The sequence below is a fragment of the Achromobacter sp. JUb104 genome (genome assembly GCF_024806975.1).
Classification (GTDB): Bacteria; Pseudomonadota; Gammaproteobacteria; order Burkholderiales; family Burkholderiaceae_B; genus Achromobacter; species Achromobacter spanius.
Genome location: NZ_JANUEY010000001.1, coordinates 297,944 through 318,043 on the forward strand (window position 1 = coordinate 297,944; position 20,100 = coordinate 318,043).

Below are 20,100 nucleotides of genomic sequence, written 5' to 3' on the forward strand. Positions count from 1 at the left end.
GCAATGCTATGCAAATTAAACTATAGCATGGCTTGCTAATAAGATGTAGCGTCGCTATAGTTTTGGTAATGAACCTACATGACTATTTCGATTGCGAGGGGGCCATTACCGCTGCGGCGCTGGCTCGGCGCGTGGGGGTATCGCCCGCGCTGGTCTACCAGTGGCGCACCGGGCGCCGGCCGGTGCCGGTCAAGCACTGCGCCCTGATTGAGCAGGCCACGTGCGGCTGGGTCACCCGGCGCGACTTGCGTCCCACGGATTGCATTCGAATCTGGCCGGAGCTGGCCGAAGGGCTGAAGGCGCAATGAACTACTACCCCCATCACATTGGCGATTTCAATAGCGCCACGCGGCACCTGACGCGCATCGAACGCAGCGTCTATCGCGATCTGATCGAACTCTATTACGACACCGAAGCCCCCTTGTGCGCGGACGTCGACAAACTCTGTCGCCTGTTGATCGCGCGGTCAGACGAAGAGCAGGCCGCGGTGGTCCAGGTGCTGGGCGAATTCTTCGTGGACACCGAGCAAGGCTGGCGGCATGCACGTTGCGATGCCGAGATTGCCCGCTACCACGGCAACAAGGAAGCGAAGTCCGCGGCCGGCAAGGCCAGCGCGGCCAAGCGGGCGCGGCAAGCTGGCCGGCAAGTGAAAGCGGCGGAGAACGCGGCAATGGAGGCAACGGTGGAAGGCGGGGCGGGCCAACAGCCGTTGAGCACCCGTGCAACTAACCAGGAACCAGAACCAGAACCAGGAACCCAAAGCCAGAAAGAAAAGGAACCCCGGTCATGCCAGCGCACTCCAGGCTTTGACGCTACCGCCATTGCCTTGCCCGAATGGCTGGACAGGGCTGACTGGGTTAGTTGGGTAGCGGATCGCAAAGCCCGCAAGAAGCCGATTACCGAAGAGGGCGCGCGGCGGCAGTTGCAACAGCTTGCCGGCTACCGCGCCGAGGGCATTGCCGCGTGCGAGGTCATCGCCCACAGCATCGCCAGCGGCTATCTGGGGCTGTACCCACCGCGCGATAGGCCGCGCACCGCGGCAAGCAGCCGCGCACGGCAACGCGCCGACTGGTCATCTGAACTGCGCAGCGTGTTGGCTGAAGGCCGGGGTCGCGGCGAGATCGACATGGGGGTGATCGATGCAAGTCACTGAATCGTCCACCAGCCTGGGCGCGCTGGTCGTCAATGAAATGCACCTGCTGTACGGCGCAAAGTTCGCGCAGCAATGGGAAGGCCTGACGCCGCGCGAGTTGAAGGATTCCTGGAATCAAAAGTTGTCGGGGCTGACCGAGGCGCAAGTCAGGCGCGGGCTGACCGCGTGCCTGACGCGCGAGTGGCCGCCCACGCTGCCCGAATTTCTGAAGCTGTGTTGCCCGTGGTTGATCCCCGAGCTGGCCTATCACGAGGCCGTGCGCGGCGTATCGGCGCGGCGGCGCGGCGAGACCGGCGATTGGTCACACCCCGCGGTGTATTGGGCGGCGGTTGGCGTGAGCACGGTGGATTTGCTCAATAGCAACTACGGCGCCATCAAAACGCGCTGGGAAAGGACCTTGACCGAGGAGCTAAGCCGAGGCGCGTGGCTCGACATTCCGCCACCGCGCGCGGCACTGCCCGCGCCAGGTCAGACGCTGGCCACGCGCGCGCAGGCAGAAGCCGCGCTGAAAAAGATGGGGGCGGGAAAGCTGTTGGAGCCCCGCAGCCGGTCGCATCGCGAATGGATTGATCGATGGGAGGCGCGCATCGCGCTTGGCGGGCACCCGACCAAAGCCATCGCCGAGATGCTGACGCACGCCAGGCACACCACCGAACCGGAGGGCGCATGACACAGGCACACGAAGCGGAACACAAAACGGAACAAAAAATGGGATGCGACACGGGGCACCCAAGCGGTTCCGCGATCCGCGAACAAGCACGAGGCAACACGACAATGGAAGCAAGGGCAAGCACGCAAGCAGGCATACCACGTTGGGTGGAAGACGAAATTCGCAACTGGGCAAGATCGCAATGGGAAGGCGACTGGCCGGGCCCGCGCCGCATGATGCAAGACGCGACGGACGTGTGCGCGTTTCCGCCGCTGCCGGGTCACGATGACGACGATGAGCCGCTGCGCATTCCGGTGAATCACGAACGCGCGCGCCGCGTGCATGCCCTGTATGAAGCGTTGCCGCTGGTCGAGCGGCGCGTGGTGCAGGCGGAAACCACGCGCCGTGCCGACTACGGGGATCTGCCCGCGCATCTGCGTCAGGAAAAAGCCTGCCGCGCCATCGGCGTCACGCTGCCTTACTACAAGGTGGCGCTGGGCAACTTCAAGCAACAGGTCTGGAGGGAATTCAAATGAAGTACGCGCACGAGGTCATTGATCTGCTGGCCGCGTACCCGGGCCGGGAATTCAGAATGGCCGAGATACTGCGGCACGTCAGCCGCGGCATGCCGTTGACGCCCGCCTCGCAAGAAGCCATGCGGCGCGGCGCACGCCGGGTGCTGGATCATTTGCTGGATGCCGGCCACGTGCATCGTTGCGGCGGCAATACAAAATCCGCAACCTACGCGTGGTCGGAATTGGGACACGCACTTCATAAAAACCCTGCGCATTTGGGACCGGATTTGAGACAATAGCCGCGGGACATTGCGCCCACACGAAATGCAGCCCGCCAACCTTCAACGGTTCGCGGGCTTTGTTTTTTCCGAACCCTTTAATAGCCGACATGACGCCCGACAACGCAATCCTTACGCTGATAAGCGCCGCTGCAGGCAGCGTGCCGGTGGTGCTTTCCGACGACGCTGAAGCCTTCCCGCCGTCGCCTTATATCGCGATGGCCGTGCGCTGGGTAGAGGCCGGTCCGGCAGAGACGGGCCGCGTCGATGGCAACGGCAACCAGCCGGTGCACGACCATCGCGACGCCACCGTCGAACTGCGCAGCGTGGGCGTGGATGCCTATCGCGCGTTGGACAAGATGGGCCTGGTCTTGCGCCATCCCGCTTATGAAGAACAGGCCGAAGCGCTGGGCCTGGCCTTGTTTCAGGCTGGCCGCATACAGCGCGTGGCGCCCGACAGCGCCGGCGCGGCAAGCGAGCGGCTGGGCGTGCTTGAACTGGGCATCCGCTACGCGCAGACCTATACCGATTTTGTCGGCGTCATTGAAACGGTGACCGGCACGATCACGACCACGGGTGGCGCCACGCCTGCCCTTGAAACTTCTTTCTCCGCGAAGACCGACCCGGCGCAGTAGCGCCGCAGGCCTTCTTAACGTAGTCCCCGCCGCCTTTGGGCGGTTTTTTTTTGGAGCCGCAAATGGCAAAAATCGACCGGATCGTCAATGTGGCGATCTCGCTGAACACCACGGCGATCAAGGAGCAGAACTTTTCTGACCTGCTGATCCTTGGCGCGCACGCGCTGGCCGTCAACCGCATTCTGGCGCTGACCGAGCCGGGCGAGCTGTTGGACATGGGCATGGCGCCGACCGACCCGCTCTACATCGCCGTGCGCGATGCGTTCAAGCAGATCCCGACGGTGGCGCGCATTTTCGTGGGCCGCCGTCAGGTGGATGTCTCCCGCGTGACCGTCACGCGCGCCGCCGTGTCGGATTACCTGGTTTCGCTGTCGTGGCGCGACGCGCAAGGCGTGGTGCAGAAGGTTGATGTCGCGACGTCGGGCCTGGCCGACAGCACGCCCCAGACCCTGGCCACTGCATTGGCCGCCGCTATCGCCGACACCGATGCGCCGGTGACGGCAGCCGCCACGGGTGCCGAAGTCACGGTAACGGCTGCCGAGACCGGCCAAGCCGTGGCCATCGCCGTGAAGGGCAACCTGCAACTGGCCGCGCCGGTCAGCACCGAAACCCCGTCGGCCGCGTTGAACGCCTGCCTGCGCGAGAACGGCGACTGGTACGGCGTGTCCTTGGCCAGCCGTGTCGAAGCCGATGTGCTGGACGCCGCCGAGTGGGTGGAATCGAACGAGCGCCTGTTCGGCGTGTCCAGCGCCCAGGCCGGCATCATCGACGCCGCCGCGTCCAACGACATCGCATCCCAGTGCCAGCAGAAGCAGTTCTTCCGCACCCATGTCTGGTACCACGGCCAGGCCGCCAGCGAAGCCCTGGATGCCGCCGTCGCCGCCAACCGTTTCACCTTCTATCCGGGTGGCGAGACGTGGGCCAACACGCGGCTCTCGGGCGTCAGCTATGACAGCCTGACCGAAGGCCAGGCACTGGCCGCGCACGCCAAGAACGCCAACACCTTCGAGCAGATGCGCAACTTTGCCGTGACGCAGAACGGCAAGGTCGCGGCGGGCGAGTGGATCGATGTGATTCGTGGCCGTGACTGGTTGGCCGAGCAAGTGAAGATCAACGTTGCGTCGCAACTGATCAACGCCAACGGCAAGGTGCCGTACACCGACGCCGGCATCCAGGTGCTGGTCAACGGCATCCGCCAGGCGCTGCTGCTGGGCCAGAGCCGGGGCCTGGTCGCGCCCGATGAAATCGATGACGCGGGCCGCAAGATTCCCGGCTTCGTCATCAACGTGCCGCGCGCGGCCAGCGTGTCGACGAACGACAAAGCCAACCGCATCCTGCGAGACCTGAGCTTCAGCGCCCGCCTTGCCGGCGCCATCCATGTTGCCGAAATCAAGGGCAACCTCACCTACCAACAACTGTAATCGGGGCCTATCCATGTCTGTCAAAACCTATGCACCCAACCAGGTGAAGATCGTGATGGGCGCGCTGCCCATCTCGGGTCTTGCCGAAGACACCTTTGTCACCGTCACCGAAATCGGCGAAGGCATCGCCTCTGTCGTCGGGGTCGACGGCGAGGTGGCGCGCTCGATGTCGCGCGATTCGCGCTTGCGCATCACGCTGACGCTGATGCAGACCAGCGCCAGCAACGCCGCGCTGACCGCGCTGCACCAGGCCGACCGCGCCACCGAGGGCAACGGCGCCGTGCCGGTGTCGGTGACCGATCTGCGCGGCACGTCGCTGCACGCCTCGGATTCCGCCTGGATCGTCAAGATGCCCGACGCCGGCTACGGCGCCAAGGTGGGCAGCCGCGAATGGACGATCGAGACCGGCCCGGCCATCAACGTGATCGGGGGCAATACCTGATGAGCGCCGTCAAGGAAGTGACCATCGGCACCACCATCTTCCGGATCTCTCGGTTTGATCCCTTCCGCCAGTTGAAGCTGTTGGGCGACCTGCAAAAGGAAGTGCTGCCGGCCGCCGGCTCGATGCTGAGCTCGGTGTTCAGCGTGGAAGGCGCCAGCGAAGGCCGCGACGAAAGCGCGATGCTGAACGCGTTCCGGGAACTGTCGGCCAAGCTGGGCGGCGACGCCCTGGGCGGTTGGGCCGAGCGCCTGATCGACCCGGAGCTGGTCAGCTTCGAGCTGGCCGGCCGCGAGCCCCAGAAGCTGACGTCGGCCCATCGCGGCCTGGCCTTTGCCGACTACGCCGAAATCCTGGAGCTGTTGTTCCACATTCTTGAGCACAACTTCGCCGGCCCTTTGGCGCGTTGGGCCGGCCGCTTTGGTCCGGCCCGCGCGAAGCTGGCGAACCTGTCGGGCGGTTCGACGCAGGTTTCGAAAGAGAGTTGATCATCTGGCGGCCCATCCTGGCCCGCCATGTCAGCCTGGACGCCGCCAAGCGCGGCGACATCGATCTGCTGGACATCCTGAAGCTCAATGCGCTGATGGATGCCCAGCAGGCCGCGCAGGCTGCGGCAGATAACAAGGCGAGGTAACGATGATCGTGGTACGAGAGGTGGTGACGCTGCTGCGCCACCAGGTGGACACCACCGGCTTGCAGGCTTACCAGCAGGCGTTTGAAGCCATGCTGCAATCCATGGTTGGCGCTACCGTTCTGGCCAGCGCCGCGATGCGCCAGGCGCTTGCGGGCGTGCTGCCCAGCGTGCTGCGTACGCAGCAGGCGATAAGCGTGTTGGCGACAAGCGGACCGGCGATAAGCCGACCGGCAACAAGCACGCAGGCCACAAGCGGCCAGGCAACAGGCGGGCTGGCAACAAGCGGCCAAGCCACAAGTGCGCAGGCAACAAACCCGCAGGCGAGAAGCGCCGTGGCCCGGCCGCAAGGCGGCATCCCGGCGCCGCGCCAGCACGCGGCCGCGCTGGGCGGCTTGCGCGGCGTTGTGGAACTGACACTAGGTGCATCGCCGCTCAAGCGCATCCTGAGCGACATCGATGCCTGGGTGCAAATCCAGGAACCCCTGCGGCAAGCGGCGGGGTCGGGCGCGCAAGCGGCCGAGGCCGACCGCGACCTGGCCCGCGTGTCGCGCGCCAGCCGCACGCCGTATGCCGACAACGTCGACACCTATGCCCGGTCCGCGCAGACGCTGCAAGACCACGGGCGTTCGCCGCGTGACGCGGCTGGCATCACCGAGGCGGTGGCCTTGAGCATGCGCTTGTCGCAGACCCCGGCCGAGGACCGGAGCGGCGTCGTGGCGGCGCTGTTGAAGATGGTGGAACAGGGCAGCCTGGGCCTTGATGAGTACAACGCGCTGCCTCGCCGCATGCAGGAAGCATTGGCCGCCGGTCTGAACCTGGACCGAGGCCAGTTGCGCCAGCAGGTGCAAGGCGGCCAGGTCTCGGCCGACCGCGCATTGCCCGCGCTGCAGTCGCAGTTGCCCGCCATGCGCACGGAAGCCGAGGCCGCGCCCGCGTCCATCACGGCAGCGATGACGGTGTTCAACGACGCCTTGCAGCGTTACGTGGGCCAGGCCTTGCCGGCAGGCCGCAGCGTGCTGAACGGGGTGACGGCGTCGATCCTGTTCCTGGCTGACAACATCGACGCGGTCGTCAAACTGCTGGCACTGACGGGCGCCAGCATCGGGCTGGTCTCGCTGGGTAACTGGCTGCGGCGCGCCAGCGTGTTGTCGGTCGGTCTATTTCAATCGCTGGTCGCCGCCACGCGCGCGGCACTCGGGCTGGATGCCGCGATGGCGCTGCGCCGGGGGCCGGCGGGTGCGATGCAGATGCTGTCGGTATGGTCGCGATCGATCGCGCCGATGCTGCGCATGGCGGCGGTGTTGACCACGATTTATCTGATCGGGGAAGACATCGCCAATTGGCTGGGTGGTGGCGATTCCGTGCTGGGCGGCTGGATCGGTGGCGTGGAGCAATGGCAGGACGAACTCAATGCCGTGTCGGCCGTGCTGGGTTTCGTGAAGGACCTGTTGGGTGGCGCTGGCGAGGCGTTGGGGCCGTGGATGCAGCGCTTCGGGACGATTGGCGTGCTGGCCTATGGCCTGTGGCAGATCCTGTCCCCGATCGGCGGGTTCTTGCTGAACCTGGCAAGCGTCGTCGTGCCCATGCTGTGGAACGCGTTTGCCATGACGCCGATCGGCCGGATCATTTCGTTGATTGGGATGCTAGCGGTCGCGCTCTGGCAGATCTGGGAAAACTGGGATGTGATCAAGGCCTACATCTCGGCATCCTGGGATGCGCTGATGGCGATGGCCCTCGATTCCTTCCTGGGGCCGGTCATTGAATACATCCAGGCTATCTGGCAGTTCTGGGCCGAGCTTGTCAACGGTGTCGTGGCCGCCTTCAAGGGCGACTGGGACGGCGCCATCGCGCATTGGGCGGGCGCGTTCAACGGCTTGTGGACGTTCTTCTCGAACATGGGCGGACGGATGATGGCCACGATCAAACAGATCGGCGGCGCCATCCAGACCTGGGTGCTGGACAAGCTCAAGGTGGCCAAGGACTGGTTCCTGAGCTTGGTGCCGGACGCGTTGAAATCCAAACCGGACGCGCAGGCCTCGGTAATGGACGGTTGGAAGTCGGAGGGGAAACAGGGCATGCAGCAAGGCTTGCAGTCGGGCGCGTCGTCGGGCGACCAAGCTGCATGGTGGGCCGTGGCAAGCGGTGTTTCGCTTCCGCTCGTGCCTTCGGTCAATGTGTTCGGCCCCAAGGCGCTGCCCGGGCGCGCGCCATCCAACTTCCAAAGCCTCAACAATATCGTCGTCAACGTGCCGGCTGGTGATCCTCATGTCGTGACCAAGGCGGTGGCCGATGGCGTGAGTCAGGGCCACGAACGCAGTTATCAGAGCCTGTCGCAGACGTATGACGTGACGCCCGGCGTCGAGAGCCCCCCATAGGAGTCGCAATGAACTTTGTTTCCATGATCTTCGGATGGAATGGTGGCAGCAGCATCGGCACCTTGCCCTTGGACGCGCTGGTCAACGAAAAGACCACGCTCACCAGCCGAGTGACGTCGTTTGCCGTGGAAGACGGCCCGCCGGTCACCGACCACGTGGTGGCGGATTCCGAGCAACTGACGCTGGATGGCTGGGTGACGGCGGCTGACATCAGCTTGCTGGGCGGCCTGCGCGGCGCGGCCTTGGGCGCCGGCCGGTCAAAGCTGATCGGCGCCAAGGACGCACTGCGCAAGATCCATGCGGACCGCCTGCCCATCACCATCACAACCGGGCTGGATGTCTACGCAGACTTCGTGATGGAAAGCTGCTCCATCGGGCGCACCAATGGCGCCGGCGACCGCTTCGAACTATCCGCCAGCTTCAAGCGCATCCGCAAGGTGACCTTGCGGCAGGCGGATATCCCGTCAGAAAAAACCTCGGGCAGTGCAACGGGCAAGGCCGGGGCCACCAAGGCTAACGCCGGCAAGCAGAACGGCGTGCCCGCCAGCCAGAAGCAACGCGGCATCTTCAACTCGTCAGGAATTCTGAGCACATGATCCAGATACTCGTACCGGACGCCAACGACAGCCTGACTGAAATGGAGTTGGACGGCAGGACTTATTTCTTGCGCCTGTCGTGGAACAGCGAGGCGCGGCAATGGGTGCTGGCTGTCGAGAACGCCTACAACGAACTGATCGTGGCGGGCATTGCGGTGGTGCCGGATACCCCCATGTTTGCGGGTTACCGGCATCTGGCCGTGCCGGCGGGCGAACTCGTGGCCCTGGCGCCCGACCGTCGCGACACCATCAGCCGTGCGGCGCTGCCGTCCGGCGAAGTGGCGCTGCTCTACATCAACGCTGACGAGGTGGCCGATGGCCAGGTTTGATCGCGTTTACCGGCTGCTTGTCGGCAAGGACGGCGGGCCGGGACTGGAAATCGTGCCCCCGATCCGCATCACATTCGACATCGCAAAGACCACCGCCGAAGAACCCAACGACGCCAAGATCACCGTGTACAACCTGGCCGCGCAAACCCGCCGCACGTTGGAAGAACCCGGCCTGCGTTGCGTGCTGTATGCGGGCTATGCGGAAGAGGGCGGCCCTTTGCTGATGGCGTCCGGCAGCATCGTGTATGCGTATACCCGCTACGACCAGCCGAACGTGGTGACGGAATTGACGGTCAAGGACGGCTATATCGAAGTGCGCGACACGGCGGTCTCGATCGGCCTGGGACCCGGCGCGCGCGCCAGCGACATCATCCGCGACATCGCGCGGCAGATGGGCCTGCCGTTGCTCATGGCCGACGATGCGCCCGACCGTCGCTGGGAACAGGGATTTTCGTTTTACGGCGCGGCCCGCACGGCGCTGCACAAGGTCACGCAGGGCACCGGGCTGGAATGGTCGATCCAGAACCAGCAGCTGCAGGTTGTGCAGCGGCTGGGCACCACGCGGCGACAAGCCGTTGTGCTGGCGGTCGACACCGGCTTGTTGGGCCAACCCGAACGCACGCGGGCCGCCGCCAGCGAGAAGGCGAAGGCAAAGGCGCCGGGGCAGGCGGGTGTCGCTGCGGCTGCCGCTGCGGCTGCCGCTGCGCCGGCCGTAGCCGCCAAAGCCGCCAAAGCCGCCACGCCCGCCAGCGGCCAGCAACAGCGCGACGGCTGGAAGGTCAAGTCGCTGTTGCTGCCCACCATCAGCCCGGGTGATCTCGTCAAGCTGGAAAGCCGTTCGGTAGCGGCCTTTCAACGCGTGGAAACCGTGCGCCATACCGGCGATAGCGAAGGCGGGGATTGGCAAACGGAATTGACCCTGGTTGATCCCCACCCGTCCTCCGCAAAAAAGGAGCAGTCATGAACAACGCGGTAACCCTCATGCGCCGTCTTATCGCGACGGAGCTGGCGGACGTCTACACGACGCTGCCGGGCGAAGTCGTCGCCTATGACGGCACCTTCGTCACGGCTCGCCCCGCGCTGGCCAAGCGGCTGGCCAATGGCGACGTATTGCCGCCGCCGCAAGTGGTGCGCGTGCCGGTCTGCTGGCCGGTGGGCGATGTGAACGGCGCGCAGGCGCTGATCTCGGTGCCGCTGGCGCCGGGCGACGCGATCAAGCTGTCGTTCTCCGCTCGTGCGCTGGAGAACTGGCTGGCGGGCGACAACGGCCCACCGGATGACCCGCGCCAGTTTGATTTGTCGGATGCGTTTGCCTCGCCGCTGCTGCGGCCGGGCACGATGGCGGCCGATACGCAGAATGTCAGCATCCAGTACGGGCCGGGTACGTTGAAACTGTCGCCGGCCGGAGACCTGACTTTTCAGGTCAAAACCTGGACGGTGCAAGCGGAACAAGCCACCTTCAACACCCCGGTCACGATTAACGGGCCGCTGACCTATACGCAAGGCATGTCGGGCGAGGGCGGCCAGGGCAGCGCGTCGATGCGCATCCGCGGCGGCGTGGCCTATGAAGGCGGCGCGGTCACCCATAACGGCAAGAGCATCGGCGACACGCATCGCCACGCCTACGCGGGCGGCACGACCGAGGGGCCAATCTGATGACCCTGGACCTTGCCTTGTCCGCTGACCACGATCTGGACCTCGATCTGCTTGGCCGCGCCTCATTCGTGGATGGCGCCGACCGTATCGCGCAGCAGATCAAAACGACCTTGCTCGCCTTCATGGGCGAGTGGTTTCTGGACACCACTTTTGGTGTTCCCTACTTTGAGGACGTGCTGGTGAAGTCGCCCGACCGCGCCAGCATCGAAGCCATCTTCCGCGCCCGAATCCGAGCGGTGCCGGGGGTGACCCAGGTGCAGGCGATGCAGTTGCAGATGGAACGCCAGCTGCGCGTGCTGCGGGTCACATATCAAGCCGATACGTCCTTCGGGCGGCTGGATCGCGTGGTGCTGTTGGGCGCGTCTTCGGGCGCGCCTTCGCCCACGTCATCCAGCACGTCCTAGTCCCACCTTCCCCTTACTTTTGTTGAGGTACCTATGGCCTACGGTGTCACACCGGACGGGTTCGTACGCCCGCGCCTGCCCGAAATCCGCCAGGAAATCGTGGCGGACCTGCGCGCGCGCATGCAATCCGCCGGCTTCAATGGCGCGGTGGAAACCCGCCCGGACAGTATTACCGGCCTGCTGATCGACACCTTCGCGGAACGCGAAGCCACGTTGTGGGAGCAGGCCGAAGGCGTGTATTACGCGATGTACCCGGGCTCGGCCACGGGCGTTTCCCTGGACCGTTCCGTGTCGTTTACCGGCGTATCGCGCTACCGCGACGAGCCTTCGCGAGCCTATGTGGTGTTGTACGGCGCGCCGGGCACGACGGTACCGGCGGGGGCGCAAGTGCGGCATCGCGTCAGCCAGAATGTGTGGGCGGTGGACAGCGCCACGCGGATCTTGCCCGGCGCGGCGGCGGATGTGACGTTGCAGCCCGCCGTTGCCCCGCAGACCGCGTACACGGTATCGATTGATGGCGTGGACTATTCCTACACAAGCGGCGCCACCGCGAACCTGCCCCAGGTGTTGGCGGGATTGGTGGCGGCGCTGGCCGCAAGCGGCCTGGTGGTCTCCAGCGACGGCGCCGCCGTGCGGATTCATTCCGACGGCCGCCAGTCGGCGGCGTTTGCGTGGTCGGCCAGCTTGTCCTTGATCCGCCTTGGGTCGCCCGCCTTGGCGACCACGATCGGCTCGTCGGCCGAAGGCGCCGCCGTGGGGGACTTGAATGGAATCATCACGCAGGTTGATGGGTGGGAGGCCGTCAACAACCTGCAAGAGGGCGTGGCGGGCCGCCTGGCAGAAACCGCCGCGGAGTTGCGCGCCCGCTATCCGACCGGCTTGTTCCGGCTGGGCGCGGCCACGCTACCCAGCATTGCCCCCAACGTGCGTGACCGCGTAGCTGGCGTGCGTACCGTCAAAGTCTTCATGAACAGCACCGACACGCCGGATGCGCTGGGCCGGCCGCCGCACAGCGTGCACGTGGTAGCCGACGGCGGTCTGGATGATGAAGTGGCGGACGCCATTTTTCGTGTGGTGGCGGCCGGCATCGATACGCATGGCCAGCGCCGGGTGGTGGTCAAGGACGCGGACGGCGCGGATCAGGTCATCCGTTTCGACCGGCCCGAGCGCGTCTATCTGTGGGTGCGCTGCGCTACCACCTTGTTGCCGCCGTCCGAACAAGCGTTCCCGCCCGACGGCTTTCAGCGTATTGCCGACAGCCTGGCCGAGGTAGGCGAGGCATCCAGCATCGGCGAAGACGTCGTCCTGCAACGGTTGTACGGCGCAATATTCCGTACGCCGGGGCTGGCGTCCGTGGACCTGGCGCTGGCGTATTCGACCGACCCTGCATTCAAGCCGACGCCCGCCGACTATCGCGCGGCGAACGTCACGATCCAGGACTTTCAGGTGGCGGCGTTTGATCTGTCGCGCATCGAGGTGACGTGATGGATCTGAACCAAGACCATGCACAGGTGGCCTGGGGCCATTGGCTGGGGCAGTTCCAAACCAAGCGGCGGCTGGAAGCGCTGGTCAAGGCGCTGCTCAAACCCGCCCAGGGGCTGCAAGGCGCGTTGCGCGCGCTCTACGAAGACCGTTGGCTGGATACGGCGGTGGGCAGGCAGTTGGACGGCATCGGCGAGATCGTGGGCCTGCCCCGCGTTATCGATGAAGCGATCTACATCCGATTCTTCGGTTTCGACGGGCAGCCGAACGTGGGCAGCTTTGGCGTCGCGCGCTTGCGTCGCGCCAACGAGCGCGCCCTGGCCGGGTCCACCACGCTGCTCGATGCCGAGTACCGCAAGTTGCTGTACTGGAAGATCGCGTTGAACAACGGCCACGGCACCACGCCCGAGATCGCCAGTTCGCTCAAACCGATCTTCGATGTGACGCGGGTCGTGGTGCAGAACGCCGGCAACGCAAAGATCCGCATCTGGGTCAGCCGCATTCCCGGCCCCAACGACCCACTCATGGCCAACCCCTACAAGTGGGTACCCCAAGCCGCCGGCGTCGGCGTGCAACTCATCACCGGCTCGACCGAAAAGCCCTTCGGCTTTCGCGAGCAAGGTTTCTTTGGCTTTGGCGTCGGCGTGCTGGCGCGAGGGATTTACTGATGGCAGACCCTACTTTTTTCGATCTCTTCAAATCAACCTGGGCACAGAATGGCCTGACCGAAGACATTACCGATCTGCAATACAAGACCGGCTGGTCGTTCATCGGCTCCGTTCCGCCTTCGGTGGAGCAATTCAACAAGGTGCAGCAGACCACCGACGAACGCCTGGCCTGGCTGTACAAACAGTTGGACGGCCTGGCGGCGGTCACCGGTCGCCCGCTTTCGGCCACGAGTTTTGATGCGCTGAGCTACGCGCAGCAAAACCTGAACGCCGGCAACCTGAAAGCCGGTACGGTGCCGGTGGCGCGTTTGTCAGGGACGGCATCGTCGCTGACGGCCGGCGCCGCGACCAAGCTGGCGACCGCACGGACCATCGCCGCGACCGGTGACGCGACGGGCGCGGGGTCGTTTGATGGAACCGCGAACGTGTCGCTGGGGCTGACGCTAGCCCCCAGTGGCGTGTCCGCCGGCAGCTACGGCAGCGCCAACGCGGTCCCAACCTTCACGGTCGATGCTAAGGGCCGCGTGTCCGCCGCCGGCGAAGTCGCCGTGGGCAATGCGGCCACCGCAACAAAGCTGGCCACGGCCCGATTGTTCTCCGTCACGGGCGGGGCCACGGCGGGCGGCGTGAGCTTTGATGGGTCGGGCAATGTGGCGCTGAATGTGACAGCGCTGGATGTGTCGAAGGCGTCTGCTGGCACCTTGCCGGTGGCGCGGGGCGGTACGGGTCTGGCCACCGTTGCCGCGGGTTCCTATGTGACGGGTGCGGGAACCGGCGCACTGGTGACGCGCACGCCGGCGCAGGTGCTGGAAGACATTCAAGCGTTGCCGAAGGCGGGCGGGGATGTCAGTGGGCCGGTGCTGTTGAACACGGGGGCGACCTTGGGCGCGCAATACGGCGCAAACACCACATCAGGCCGCACGGCACATGTCTTGCTGCCCGATGGCGGCGGCTATTCCACTCATACCGGCACGGTTACCGGCGCGATGAAGATCACGCTGCCCCCCGCCGCCGTGGGAGCGAACACGATGCTGCGCCTGCGCGTGGATGTGTTCGAGTATCTGGACGGCGTACCACCCGTGTCGCTGCTGATCCATGGCTATCTGCAAACGACAAAGGCATGGGGACGCTGCGGCGCGACAGTGCTGGCAGGCAGTGCCGTCTCGGACCTGCCGATCCGGTTTGGCTCCGACGCGGCGGGCGCCCCATGCATCTGGATCGGCGACACGACCAAGCCCTGGTCGTACCCGACCGTGACGGTGTCCGAAGTGCTGGCCAAGTACAACACCACGGGCGCCACGGTCGCGGCATGGGGCGTGGGCTGGAAGGTAGAACCGGTCACGGCGTTCGAGACGGTGGTGCAGACGCTGGCAAGTGGAAACCTGGCGTTCGGCCGTGCGGATGTTGAGCGGGTGAGTGGCTTGCAGGACGCGCTGAATTTGAAGGCCAACGCGGCCGTGTCGCTGGTGGCGGGGAACGGCTTGAGCGGCGGCGGTACGTTGGGGGCGAATCGTACGTTCACGTTAGGTACGCCATCGAAACTGACCGCCGCCACGACGAACGCGGTGACGGCCACCAGCCACACGCATGAAATCGATACGCAGACGGCGCCGAATGATGCGACGGCTGGGCGGATTCTGACGGTGGGGAATGCATTTGGGTTGGGGGCGGATAACCCCTTGGGGACGGTGGACTTGAATGCCGTCAAGGTTCCGGGGTTTTACGGGCAACCGGCGAGTGTCAACGCCACAGCGGCGCGCAATTACCCCGTCCTTCTCGCCGGAGTGCTGCTGGTTGAATCGGGCGGTAGCCAGATCACGACTCAAAAGTACACGGTCTACAACACCGGCACGATCTTCACCAGGGCTTGCTACAACGGCGTCTGGTATGCCTGGAAGGAAGTCGTGACGGTCGATAGCAACCCTGCCAATGCTTGGGCAGGCATGGTCGCCTATTTCGCCCGTTCTACCCCTCCCGCAGGGTGGTTACGCGCGAATGGCGCTGCTGTATCGCGCACGACGTATGCCGATCTGTTCGCAGCTATCGGCACGAATTGGGGCGCGGGAAACGGCAGTTCCACCTTTGTTCTGCCGGACTTGAGAGGTGAGTTTGTGCGAGGTATCGACGATGGTCGAGGTGTCGACCCGGGACGCATACTCGGTACGGTTCAAAGCAGTCAAAATTTGGCTCATGCCCACAACATCTACGACCCTGGGCATATCCACCAACTGAACTATCAGACACCGCTCAACATAGCCGACGCCGATCGTGGTGAGGGTGGTCATGCCAGTGATTTTTCGATTGACAACACGATAATTCCCAGCACATTTGGCAGCACGACCAATATCTCCATTCAGTACGACGGCGGGGCCGAATCACGTCCGCGAAATATGGCACTACTGGCATGCATCAAATTTTGATCGGAGGCGATATGCAGAAAGAATCTTCAAACCACTCGTCGGACGTTAGTCCTTTCCCCATGCAGAAAATCGTTTCTCAGCTCGATGCGCGAGGATTCCTGGTTGGACCCGCATTCGCGGACGCATCGCCGCTTGGCGAACCGGGCGAATACCTGATTCCGGGCGGAGCCATTGATCGCGCCCCTCCGGATTCCATGGAGGTCGGTCGCATCTACTACCTCGCTGAAGATGGCGGCTGGGCCAGCATGGAAGACCTGCGCCAGCGAACGTTGTACCAGACGGCCGACAGCGAGCCGTATACGGTCGGTACGAACGTTGATGGTCGACTGTTCGACGGGTTGGGACCTTGCCCGGACTGGCTGACGCTGGAGCCCCGCCCCAACACGTGGAGCAAGTGGGATGGATCGGCATGGGTTACAGACGAAGCGCTGAAAGCGTCTGAGCTGACGCGCCTGCGCTCTGAAGAAAAGATGGCAAAGCTCACGCATGCAGGGCAGATGATCTTGCCGTTGCAGGACGCCCAGAATCTGGGCGTGGCCACGGCAGAAGAATTGGATCTGCTGGAGCGCTGGATGCTTTATCGCATAGCGCTGGCTCGTGTGAACCCGACCGACCATGAGGCCGATTGGCCGGACGCACCCGTTTAATACGAGTTACCTACAACCAGCCCGCTTTCGAGCGGGCTTTTTTCCGTCCCTACAGGAGGCCTCATCCTGCACACACTTTTCAGGAGCAACCCCAACATGGAACCCGGTTCTACCAGTCTGGGCGGCCTGGCCGCCCTGAAGGTCGCGATGGCGTATGGCATCCCGGCTGCGATCGCGGCGATGCTTGGCCTCTTGATCATGCCGCCGCATAGCATTCGCGAGTTCACCGTCCGCACGGTATCCACCGTGGCCTGTTCTTTTCTCTTCGGCCCTGCGCTTGCCGCTGCCGTCATCACCTGGAAGCCTGCGTTGATGCAATCCATGACCTGGCTGGCGCAGCATGGCGCGGGCACGGATGACGCTTTGCTCGCCAAGTTCTACGTCCTGGGTCCCAGCATGTTGTTGGCCGGCCTGCCCGCGTGGTGGGTGCTGGGCGCCTATATGCGCTGGATGGCCAGCATGCGGAAAAAGGGCGTGTTGGAGTGGCTGGTGGACGCGCGCCGCAAGCTGTTCGGCGTCGGTGTGCATCGGCGGGGAGGGGGAAAAAACCATGGATCTTGATGCCATCACCGATGCCGCGATCTTGCCTGCACTCGCGCTGCTTCCGCCAGCCATGAATACTCCCCAAGCCCGCGTCCTGCTGCTTGCCATCGGCTTGCAGGAAAGCCGCTTTCAGCATCGCCGCCAGATCGGCGGGCCGGCGCGTGGGTTCTGGCAGTTCGAGCGTAACGGCGGTGTGCGCGGGGTGTTGATGCATCCCGCCAGCCGCGAAGACGCACTGCGGATTTGCGCGGCTCGTCACGTTGCTCCGGTCTCCGCAACCATCCATGCGGCCTTGGAAACGGACGATATCCTCGCCGCCGCGTTTGCGCGCCTGTTGCTGTGGACGGACCCGCAGCGTTTGCCCGCCGCGGGCGATGCCGATGGTGCTTGGGCGCTTTACCTGCGTACCTGGCGTCCGGGTAAGCCGCATCCGCATACGTGGCCTGCGTTGTATGCACAAGCCTTGTCCGCGATGGAGGCCGAACATGCGCGCCTGGCTTGAGCGTTTCACGGGAACGGCGATGGCCGCTTTGGCTGCGATCGCCGTGTTGTTGCTGGCTTACTTGCGGGGGCGCAGCACGGGCCGCAGCGCCGAGCGCGAGCAGCGCGACATGCAAATCAACCGGCAGGCCGATGAGGCTCGGCAGGAGGTAAGGAATGTTCAGGATCAGACGGCGCGTATGGATGACGCTGCCATTGCTGATGAGCTTAAGCGTGACTGGGTGCGTGGCGCCGGCCCGGGTGGGCGTTGAGTATTGCGAGCACGCGCGGCCGATCTATTTCGATGAAGCGGCGCAGGTGGATTCCACGCCGGCTTCTATTCGCCGGCAGATCCGGGACGGCAATGCCGTCTGGCGCAAGCTGTGCGGCGGTGCGCCGTCATGACCTAGTCCATATTGCGATTTATGGCTCTATTCGGCTCGGCCGGGCAGGTGCACGATAGCGGTTCTGAAATATTTCTATCCAGGATTCACCATGAGCTCTCGCCTCGACTATGCCCAAGCTTCGCCCGATGGTTACAAGGCCTTCGGCGCGGTATACGCCTACCTGCATGACTGCGGGCTGCCCAAGACCTTGGTCAACCTTGTCTTTCTGCGCGTATCGCAGATCAATGGCTGCGCTTACTGCATCGACATGCATTCGCGTGATCTGATCAAGCAGGGCGTGACCGTGGACAAGCTGGTGCTGGTGCCGGTGTGGCACGAAGCGGGTGCTGTGTTCACGCAGCAGGAACGCGCGGCGTTTGCTTGGGCGGAAAGCGTGACGCGCGTGGCGGATACCGGCGTGCCCGACGAGGACTATGCGGCGGCTGCCGCTGAGTTCAACGACAAGGAACTGGCGGACCTGACCTACGCGATCGGCCTGATGAACGCCTTCAACCGTCTGGGCGTGTCGTTCAGGGCCACGCCGGCCGCCACCAAGGCGGCAGAGAAGGCGGCGCGCTGAGTCAGTCAAGACACCATCTCTGCGACACGGGCGGCGCAAGAATCAGGCAGTTGTTTTCAATCCAGATTGATGACGGATTGGGTGGCCTGCGGAGTGGCGGCGCTATCGGTGCGGATGTCGGCGTCGGCATTGACGTCCTGGCTTTCGCACAGCGCACCGATGTCCAGCACCGCGATCCGGCCATCCACCGTGCCGGCCAATAGCGACTGCTCGTTCGCATCCATGGCGAAGATCACCGTCGGCAGGCCGTCGAGGTGCACGCGGGCGTGCCGCCGCAGCGCGCCGCTTTGGGCGTCGATCAGTTGTAGCGAGCCGTCAAGAAAGGCGGCGGCGATCAGGTCAACGCTCGGAAGGTGCACGATGGCGCTGGCTGACGCGGGAATGGGGCGCCGCCATCGTTCGCGGTCTCGGTCCAGCGGCTTGCGGTAGATAAAGCCGCTGTAGGGGGCGCGCACGTCTGGCGAATAGTGCTTGCCGCTGATGATGACGGCCGCGCCCAGCGCATCGTCGACGTAGGCGCCGCACAGCTCCATCGCATGGCTGGCGGGGTCGCGGCTGGCTTTCAAGACGGGCCATAGCCGCCGCACCGCGCCGTCGGGCTGGACGACGCACAGGGTTTTGCGTTCGTGCGAACTGGCCGGCGTGCCTTGCAACAGAAACAGGCAGGGCGCGTGGCGGATGCGAATGTAGTGGTTGAAGCAATCGTAATGACCAAGGTCTGGCCGGTGTTCGATGCCGGCGGCCAAGTCCAGCAGCACGTCGCGCGCGCCCGTGTCGGCGACGGGAAAGCGGTTCTGGCGGCCCAGGATCTGGCCTTGGCTTGTGGCCGAAAACGTGAAATCGCCGTCGTAGGCGCGTGTCAGGCGCAGGCCGTTGTCGGTCAACGTATACAACCGGGCATCCTGCCGGCCGAACGCGGCGCCACGCGCGCTGGCCTCGACGACGTGCACCAATACGTCCTTTGACTTGATGATCTCAACGCCATGGCCCGCGCCGGAATACCCGGCTAGGCGCTTGCCGTCACGGTGGTAGACCTCAAGCTGGCAGCCCTCATGCACGGCGGCGTAGCGGTCGCGATCCAACCAGGCCACGTCCAGGATGGTGTCTTGGCGTGCCCAGTCGCCAACGTTGAACCATGCGCGCAAGCGTGCATCAAGTTCGTCTGCGTGGGGTACGTGCAAGGCCGGTGCGCACGCATCCGCAGGGACGCGATGGGCAACGTCGAGGTTCACGTCCAGCGGTTGCGACGTGGGGCCGGGCGCGGGCGCGCGCACGCTGAACAAGGTGTCGAACGGGTCATCGTCGATGTCGGCTCCGTCGCGGTCCGCACGGTCGCTCGGCGGGCACCACTCTTCATCCCAGGGCCGTACCCAGGCCTCGATGTCATCACCCGTTGCGTTGTAGCGGCACCGCACCACTTCGGGCACATGGTTGTAGGGCCGGACGCCATGCGCCTCGCACCAGTTCCAGACGACAAGATCGCCTTCGAACAGGTAGCCGCCGTCGTAGCTGCCGGCGCCGATGGCCACCATCGTGCCGGTTGGATGAAAGGCGACATCGTTGACGGGAAAGTGCAGGTCGTCAAAGGCGGCGAAGGGAATGAGCGAATCACGCCGGTACAGCGCCAAGCGATAGCGTAGGGCGCGGCCGCCATAGGCAGCCCGCGCACGGGGATGCGCCAGTAACGGGAATGCCGACGCCACGGCCGCCACGTCGCCCGCCGCGTTGAAGAACACGCCGCTGATTTTGCCGCTGCCGCGTAGCGTTGGTTGCGGGGTTGGGGCCGAGGCCGTCAATGTCGTCATGGTGC

At 64.7% G+C, this 20,100-nt stretch carries 25 protein-coding genes; 24 read left to right on the forward strand and 1 reads right to left on the reverse strand.

Annotation, left to right across the window (positions count from 1 at the left end):
* The first annotated feature begins 68 nt into the window (after nucleotides 1-68).
* From M2361_RS01340 to M2361_RS01455, 24 genes are all read left to right on the forward strand, one after another.
* Nucleotides 69-308, forward strand: a complete 240-nt coding sequence (locus M2361_RS01340) for a helix-turn-helix domain-containing protein (protein ID WP_259245870.1) — start codon at nucleotides 69-71, stop codon at nucleotides 306-308.
* Nucleotides 305-1,153 carry a YdaU family protein gene (locus tag M2361_RS01345; protein WP_259245871.1) on the forward strand — a complete coding sequence of 283 codons (849 nt, stop codon included), beginning with the start codon at nucleotides 305-307 and terminating at the stop codon, nucleotides 1,151-1,153. The genes M2361_RS01340 and M2361_RS01345 overlap by 4 nt, the downstream gene beginning before the upstream one ends.
* Complete coding sequence (locus tag M2361_RS01350) at nucleotides 1,140-1,823, forward strand: hypothetical protein (RefSeq protein WP_259245872.1); 684 nt, start codon at nucleotides 1,140-1,142, stop codon at nucleotides 1,821-1,823. The genes M2361_RS01345 and M2361_RS01350 overlap by 14 nt, the downstream gene beginning before the upstream one ends.
* 104 nt (nucleotides 1,824-1,927) lie before the next feature.
* Nucleotides 1,928-2,338, forward strand: coding sequence for a hypothetical protein (locus M2361_RS01355; protein ID WP_259245873.1), 411 nt, complete (start codon nucleotides 1,928-1,930; stop codon nucleotides 2,336-2,338).
* Nucleotides 2,335-2,616 (forward strand): hypothetical protein, encoded by a 282-nt coding sequence (locus tag M2361_RS01360; protein ID WP_100856772.1) that lies wholly within the window; start codon nucleotides 2,335-2,337, stop codon nucleotides 2,614-2,616. The genes M2361_RS01355 and M2361_RS01360 overlap by 4 nt, the downstream gene beginning before the upstream one ends.
* Nucleotides 2,617-2,705: 89 nt before the next feature.
* Complete coding sequence (locus M2361_RS01365; protein WP_259245874.1) at nucleotides 2,706-3,230, forward strand: LIC_12616 family protein; 525 nt, start codon at nucleotides 2,706-2,708, stop codon at nucleotides 3,228-3,230.
* A gap of 62 nt (nucleotides 3,231-3,292) precedes the next feature.
* The gene (locus M2361_RS01370) at nucleotides 3,293-4,651 is read left to right on the forward strand and encodes a DUF3383 domain-containing protein (protein ID WP_259245875.1); all 1,359 of its coding nucleotides are present in this window, start codon (nucleotides 3,293-3,295) and stop codon (nucleotides 4,649-4,651) included.
* Between the two features lie 13 nt (nucleotides 4,652-4,664).
* Nucleotides 4,665-5,093, forward strand: coding sequence for a phage structural protein (locus M2361_RS01375; RefSeq protein ID WP_105557420.1), 429 nt, complete (start codon nucleotides 4,665-4,667; stop codon nucleotides 5,091-5,093).
* Nucleotides 5,093-5,578, forward strand: coding sequence for a phage tail assembly chaperone (locus M2361_RS01380; protein WP_259245877.1), 486 nt, complete (start codon nucleotides 5,093-5,095; stop codon nucleotides 5,576-5,578). Before M2361_RS01375 ends, M2361_RS01380 begins: the two co-directional genes overlap by 1 nt.
* The gene (locus M2361_RS01385) at nucleotides 5,575-5,724 is read left to right on the forward strand and encodes a hypothetical protein (RefSeq protein ID WP_164741192.1); all 150 of its coding nucleotides are present in this window, start codon (nucleotides 5,575-5,577) and stop codon (nucleotides 5,722-5,724) included. Before M2361_RS01380 ends, M2361_RS01385 begins: the two co-directional genes overlap by 4 nt.
* Nucleotides 5,725-5,726: 2 nt before the next feature.
* Nucleotides 5,727-8,099: a tape measure protein gene (locus tag M2361_RS01390; protein WP_259245878.1), complete on the forward strand. Its 2,373-nt coding sequence runs from the start codon at nucleotides 5,727-5,729 to the stop codon at nucleotides 8,097-8,099.
* Nucleotides 8,100-8,107: 8 nt separating this feature from the next.
* Nucleotides 8,108-8,695 (forward strand): phage baseplate protein, encoded by a 588-nt coding sequence (locus M2361_RS01395; RefSeq protein ID WP_259245879.1) that lies wholly within the window; start codon nucleotides 8,108-8,110, stop codon nucleotides 8,693-8,695.
* On the forward strand, nucleotides 8,692-9,024 hold the full coding sequence (locus M2361_RS01400) for a phage baseplate plug protein (RefSeq protein WP_259245880.1): 333 nt from the start codon (nucleotides 8,692-8,694) through the stop codon (nucleotides 9,022-9,024). Before M2361_RS01395 ends, M2361_RS01400 begins: the two co-directional genes overlap by 4 nt.
* Entirely contained in the window at nucleotides 9,011-9,988 is a 978-nt protein-coding gene (locus M2361_RS01405; RefSeq protein WP_259245881.1) for a baseplate hub protein, read from the forward strand. Before M2361_RS01400 ends, M2361_RS01405 begins: the two co-directional genes overlap by 14 nt.
* Nucleotides 9,985-10,680 (forward strand): Gp138 family membrane-puncturing spike protein, encoded by a 696-nt coding sequence (locus M2361_RS01410; RefSeq protein ID WP_259245882.1) that lies wholly within the window; start codon nucleotides 9,985-9,987, stop codon nucleotides 10,678-10,680. The genes M2361_RS01405 and M2361_RS01410 overlap by 4 nt, the downstream gene beginning before the upstream one ends.
* On the forward strand, nucleotides 10,680-11,084 hold the full coding sequence (locus M2361_RS01415) for a hypothetical protein (protein WP_259245883.1): 405 nt from the start codon (nucleotides 10,680-10,682) through the stop codon (nucleotides 11,082-11,084). The genes M2361_RS01410 and M2361_RS01415 overlap by 1 nt, the downstream gene beginning before the upstream one ends.
* A gap of 33 nt (nucleotides 11,085-11,117) precedes the next feature.
* Nucleotides 11,118-12,569, forward strand: coding sequence for a hypothetical protein (locus M2361_RS01420; protein ID WP_259245884.1), 1,452 nt, complete (start codon nucleotides 11,118-11,120; stop codon nucleotides 12,567-12,569).
* Nucleotides 12,569-13,234 carry a DUF2612 domain-containing protein gene (locus M2361_RS01425; RefSeq protein WP_259245885.1) on the forward strand — a complete coding sequence of 222 codons (666 nt, stop codon included), beginning with the start codon at nucleotides 12,569-12,571 and terminating at the stop codon, nucleotides 13,232-13,234. Before M2361_RS01420 ends, M2361_RS01425 begins: the two co-directional genes overlap by 1 nt.
* Nucleotides 13,234-15,654, forward strand: a complete 2,421-nt coding sequence (locus tag M2361_RS01430; RefSeq protein ID WP_259245886.1) for a phage tail protein — start codon at nucleotides 13,234-13,236, stop codon at nucleotides 15,652-15,654. Before M2361_RS01425 ends, M2361_RS01430 begins: the two co-directional genes overlap by 1 nt.
* Nucleotides 15,639-16,301: a tail fiber assembly protein gene (locus M2361_RS01435; RefSeq protein ID WP_259245887.1), complete on the forward strand. Its 663-nt coding sequence runs from the start codon at nucleotides 15,639-15,641 to the stop codon at nucleotides 16,299-16,301. The genes M2361_RS01430 and M2361_RS01435 overlap by 16 nt, the downstream gene beginning before the upstream one ends.
* A gap of 96 nt (nucleotides 16,302-16,397) precedes the next feature.
* The gene (locus tag M2361_RS01440; RefSeq protein ID WP_259245888.1) at nucleotides 16,398-16,862 is read left to right on the forward strand and encodes a hypothetical protein; all 465 of its coding nucleotides are present in this window, start codon (nucleotides 16,398-16,400) and stop codon (nucleotides 16,860-16,862) included.
* Entirely contained in the window at nucleotides 16,852-17,346 is a 495-nt protein-coding gene (locus M2361_RS01445) for a hypothetical protein (RefSeq protein WP_259245889.1), read from the forward strand. The genes M2361_RS01440 and M2361_RS01445 overlap by 11 nt, the downstream gene beginning before the upstream one ends.
* Nucleotides 17,330-17,596, forward strand: coding sequence for a hypothetical protein (locus tag M2361_RS01450; RefSeq protein WP_259245890.1), 267 nt, complete (start codon nucleotides 17,330-17,332; stop codon nucleotides 17,594-17,596). The genes M2361_RS01445 and M2361_RS01450 overlap by 17 nt, the downstream gene beginning before the upstream one ends.
* Nucleotides 17,597-17,819: 223 nt before the next feature.
* Complete coding sequence (locus M2361_RS01455; protein WP_259245891.1) at nucleotides 17,820-18,290, forward strand: carboxymuconolactone decarboxylase family protein; 471 nt, start codon at nucleotides 17,820-17,822, stop codon at nucleotides 18,288-18,290.
* A gap of 56 nt (nucleotides 18,291-18,346) precedes the next feature.
* On the opposite strand, the gene M2361_RS01460 is transcribed toward M2361_RS01455, so the two are convergent.
* The gene (locus tag M2361_RS01460; RefSeq protein WP_259245892.1) at nucleotides 18,347-20,095 is read right to left on the reverse strand and encodes a hypothetical protein; all 1,749 of its coding nucleotides are present in this window, start codon (nucleotides 20,093-20,095) and stop codon (nucleotides 18,347-18,349) included.
* Nucleotides 20,096-20,100: the final 5 nt, after the last annotated feature.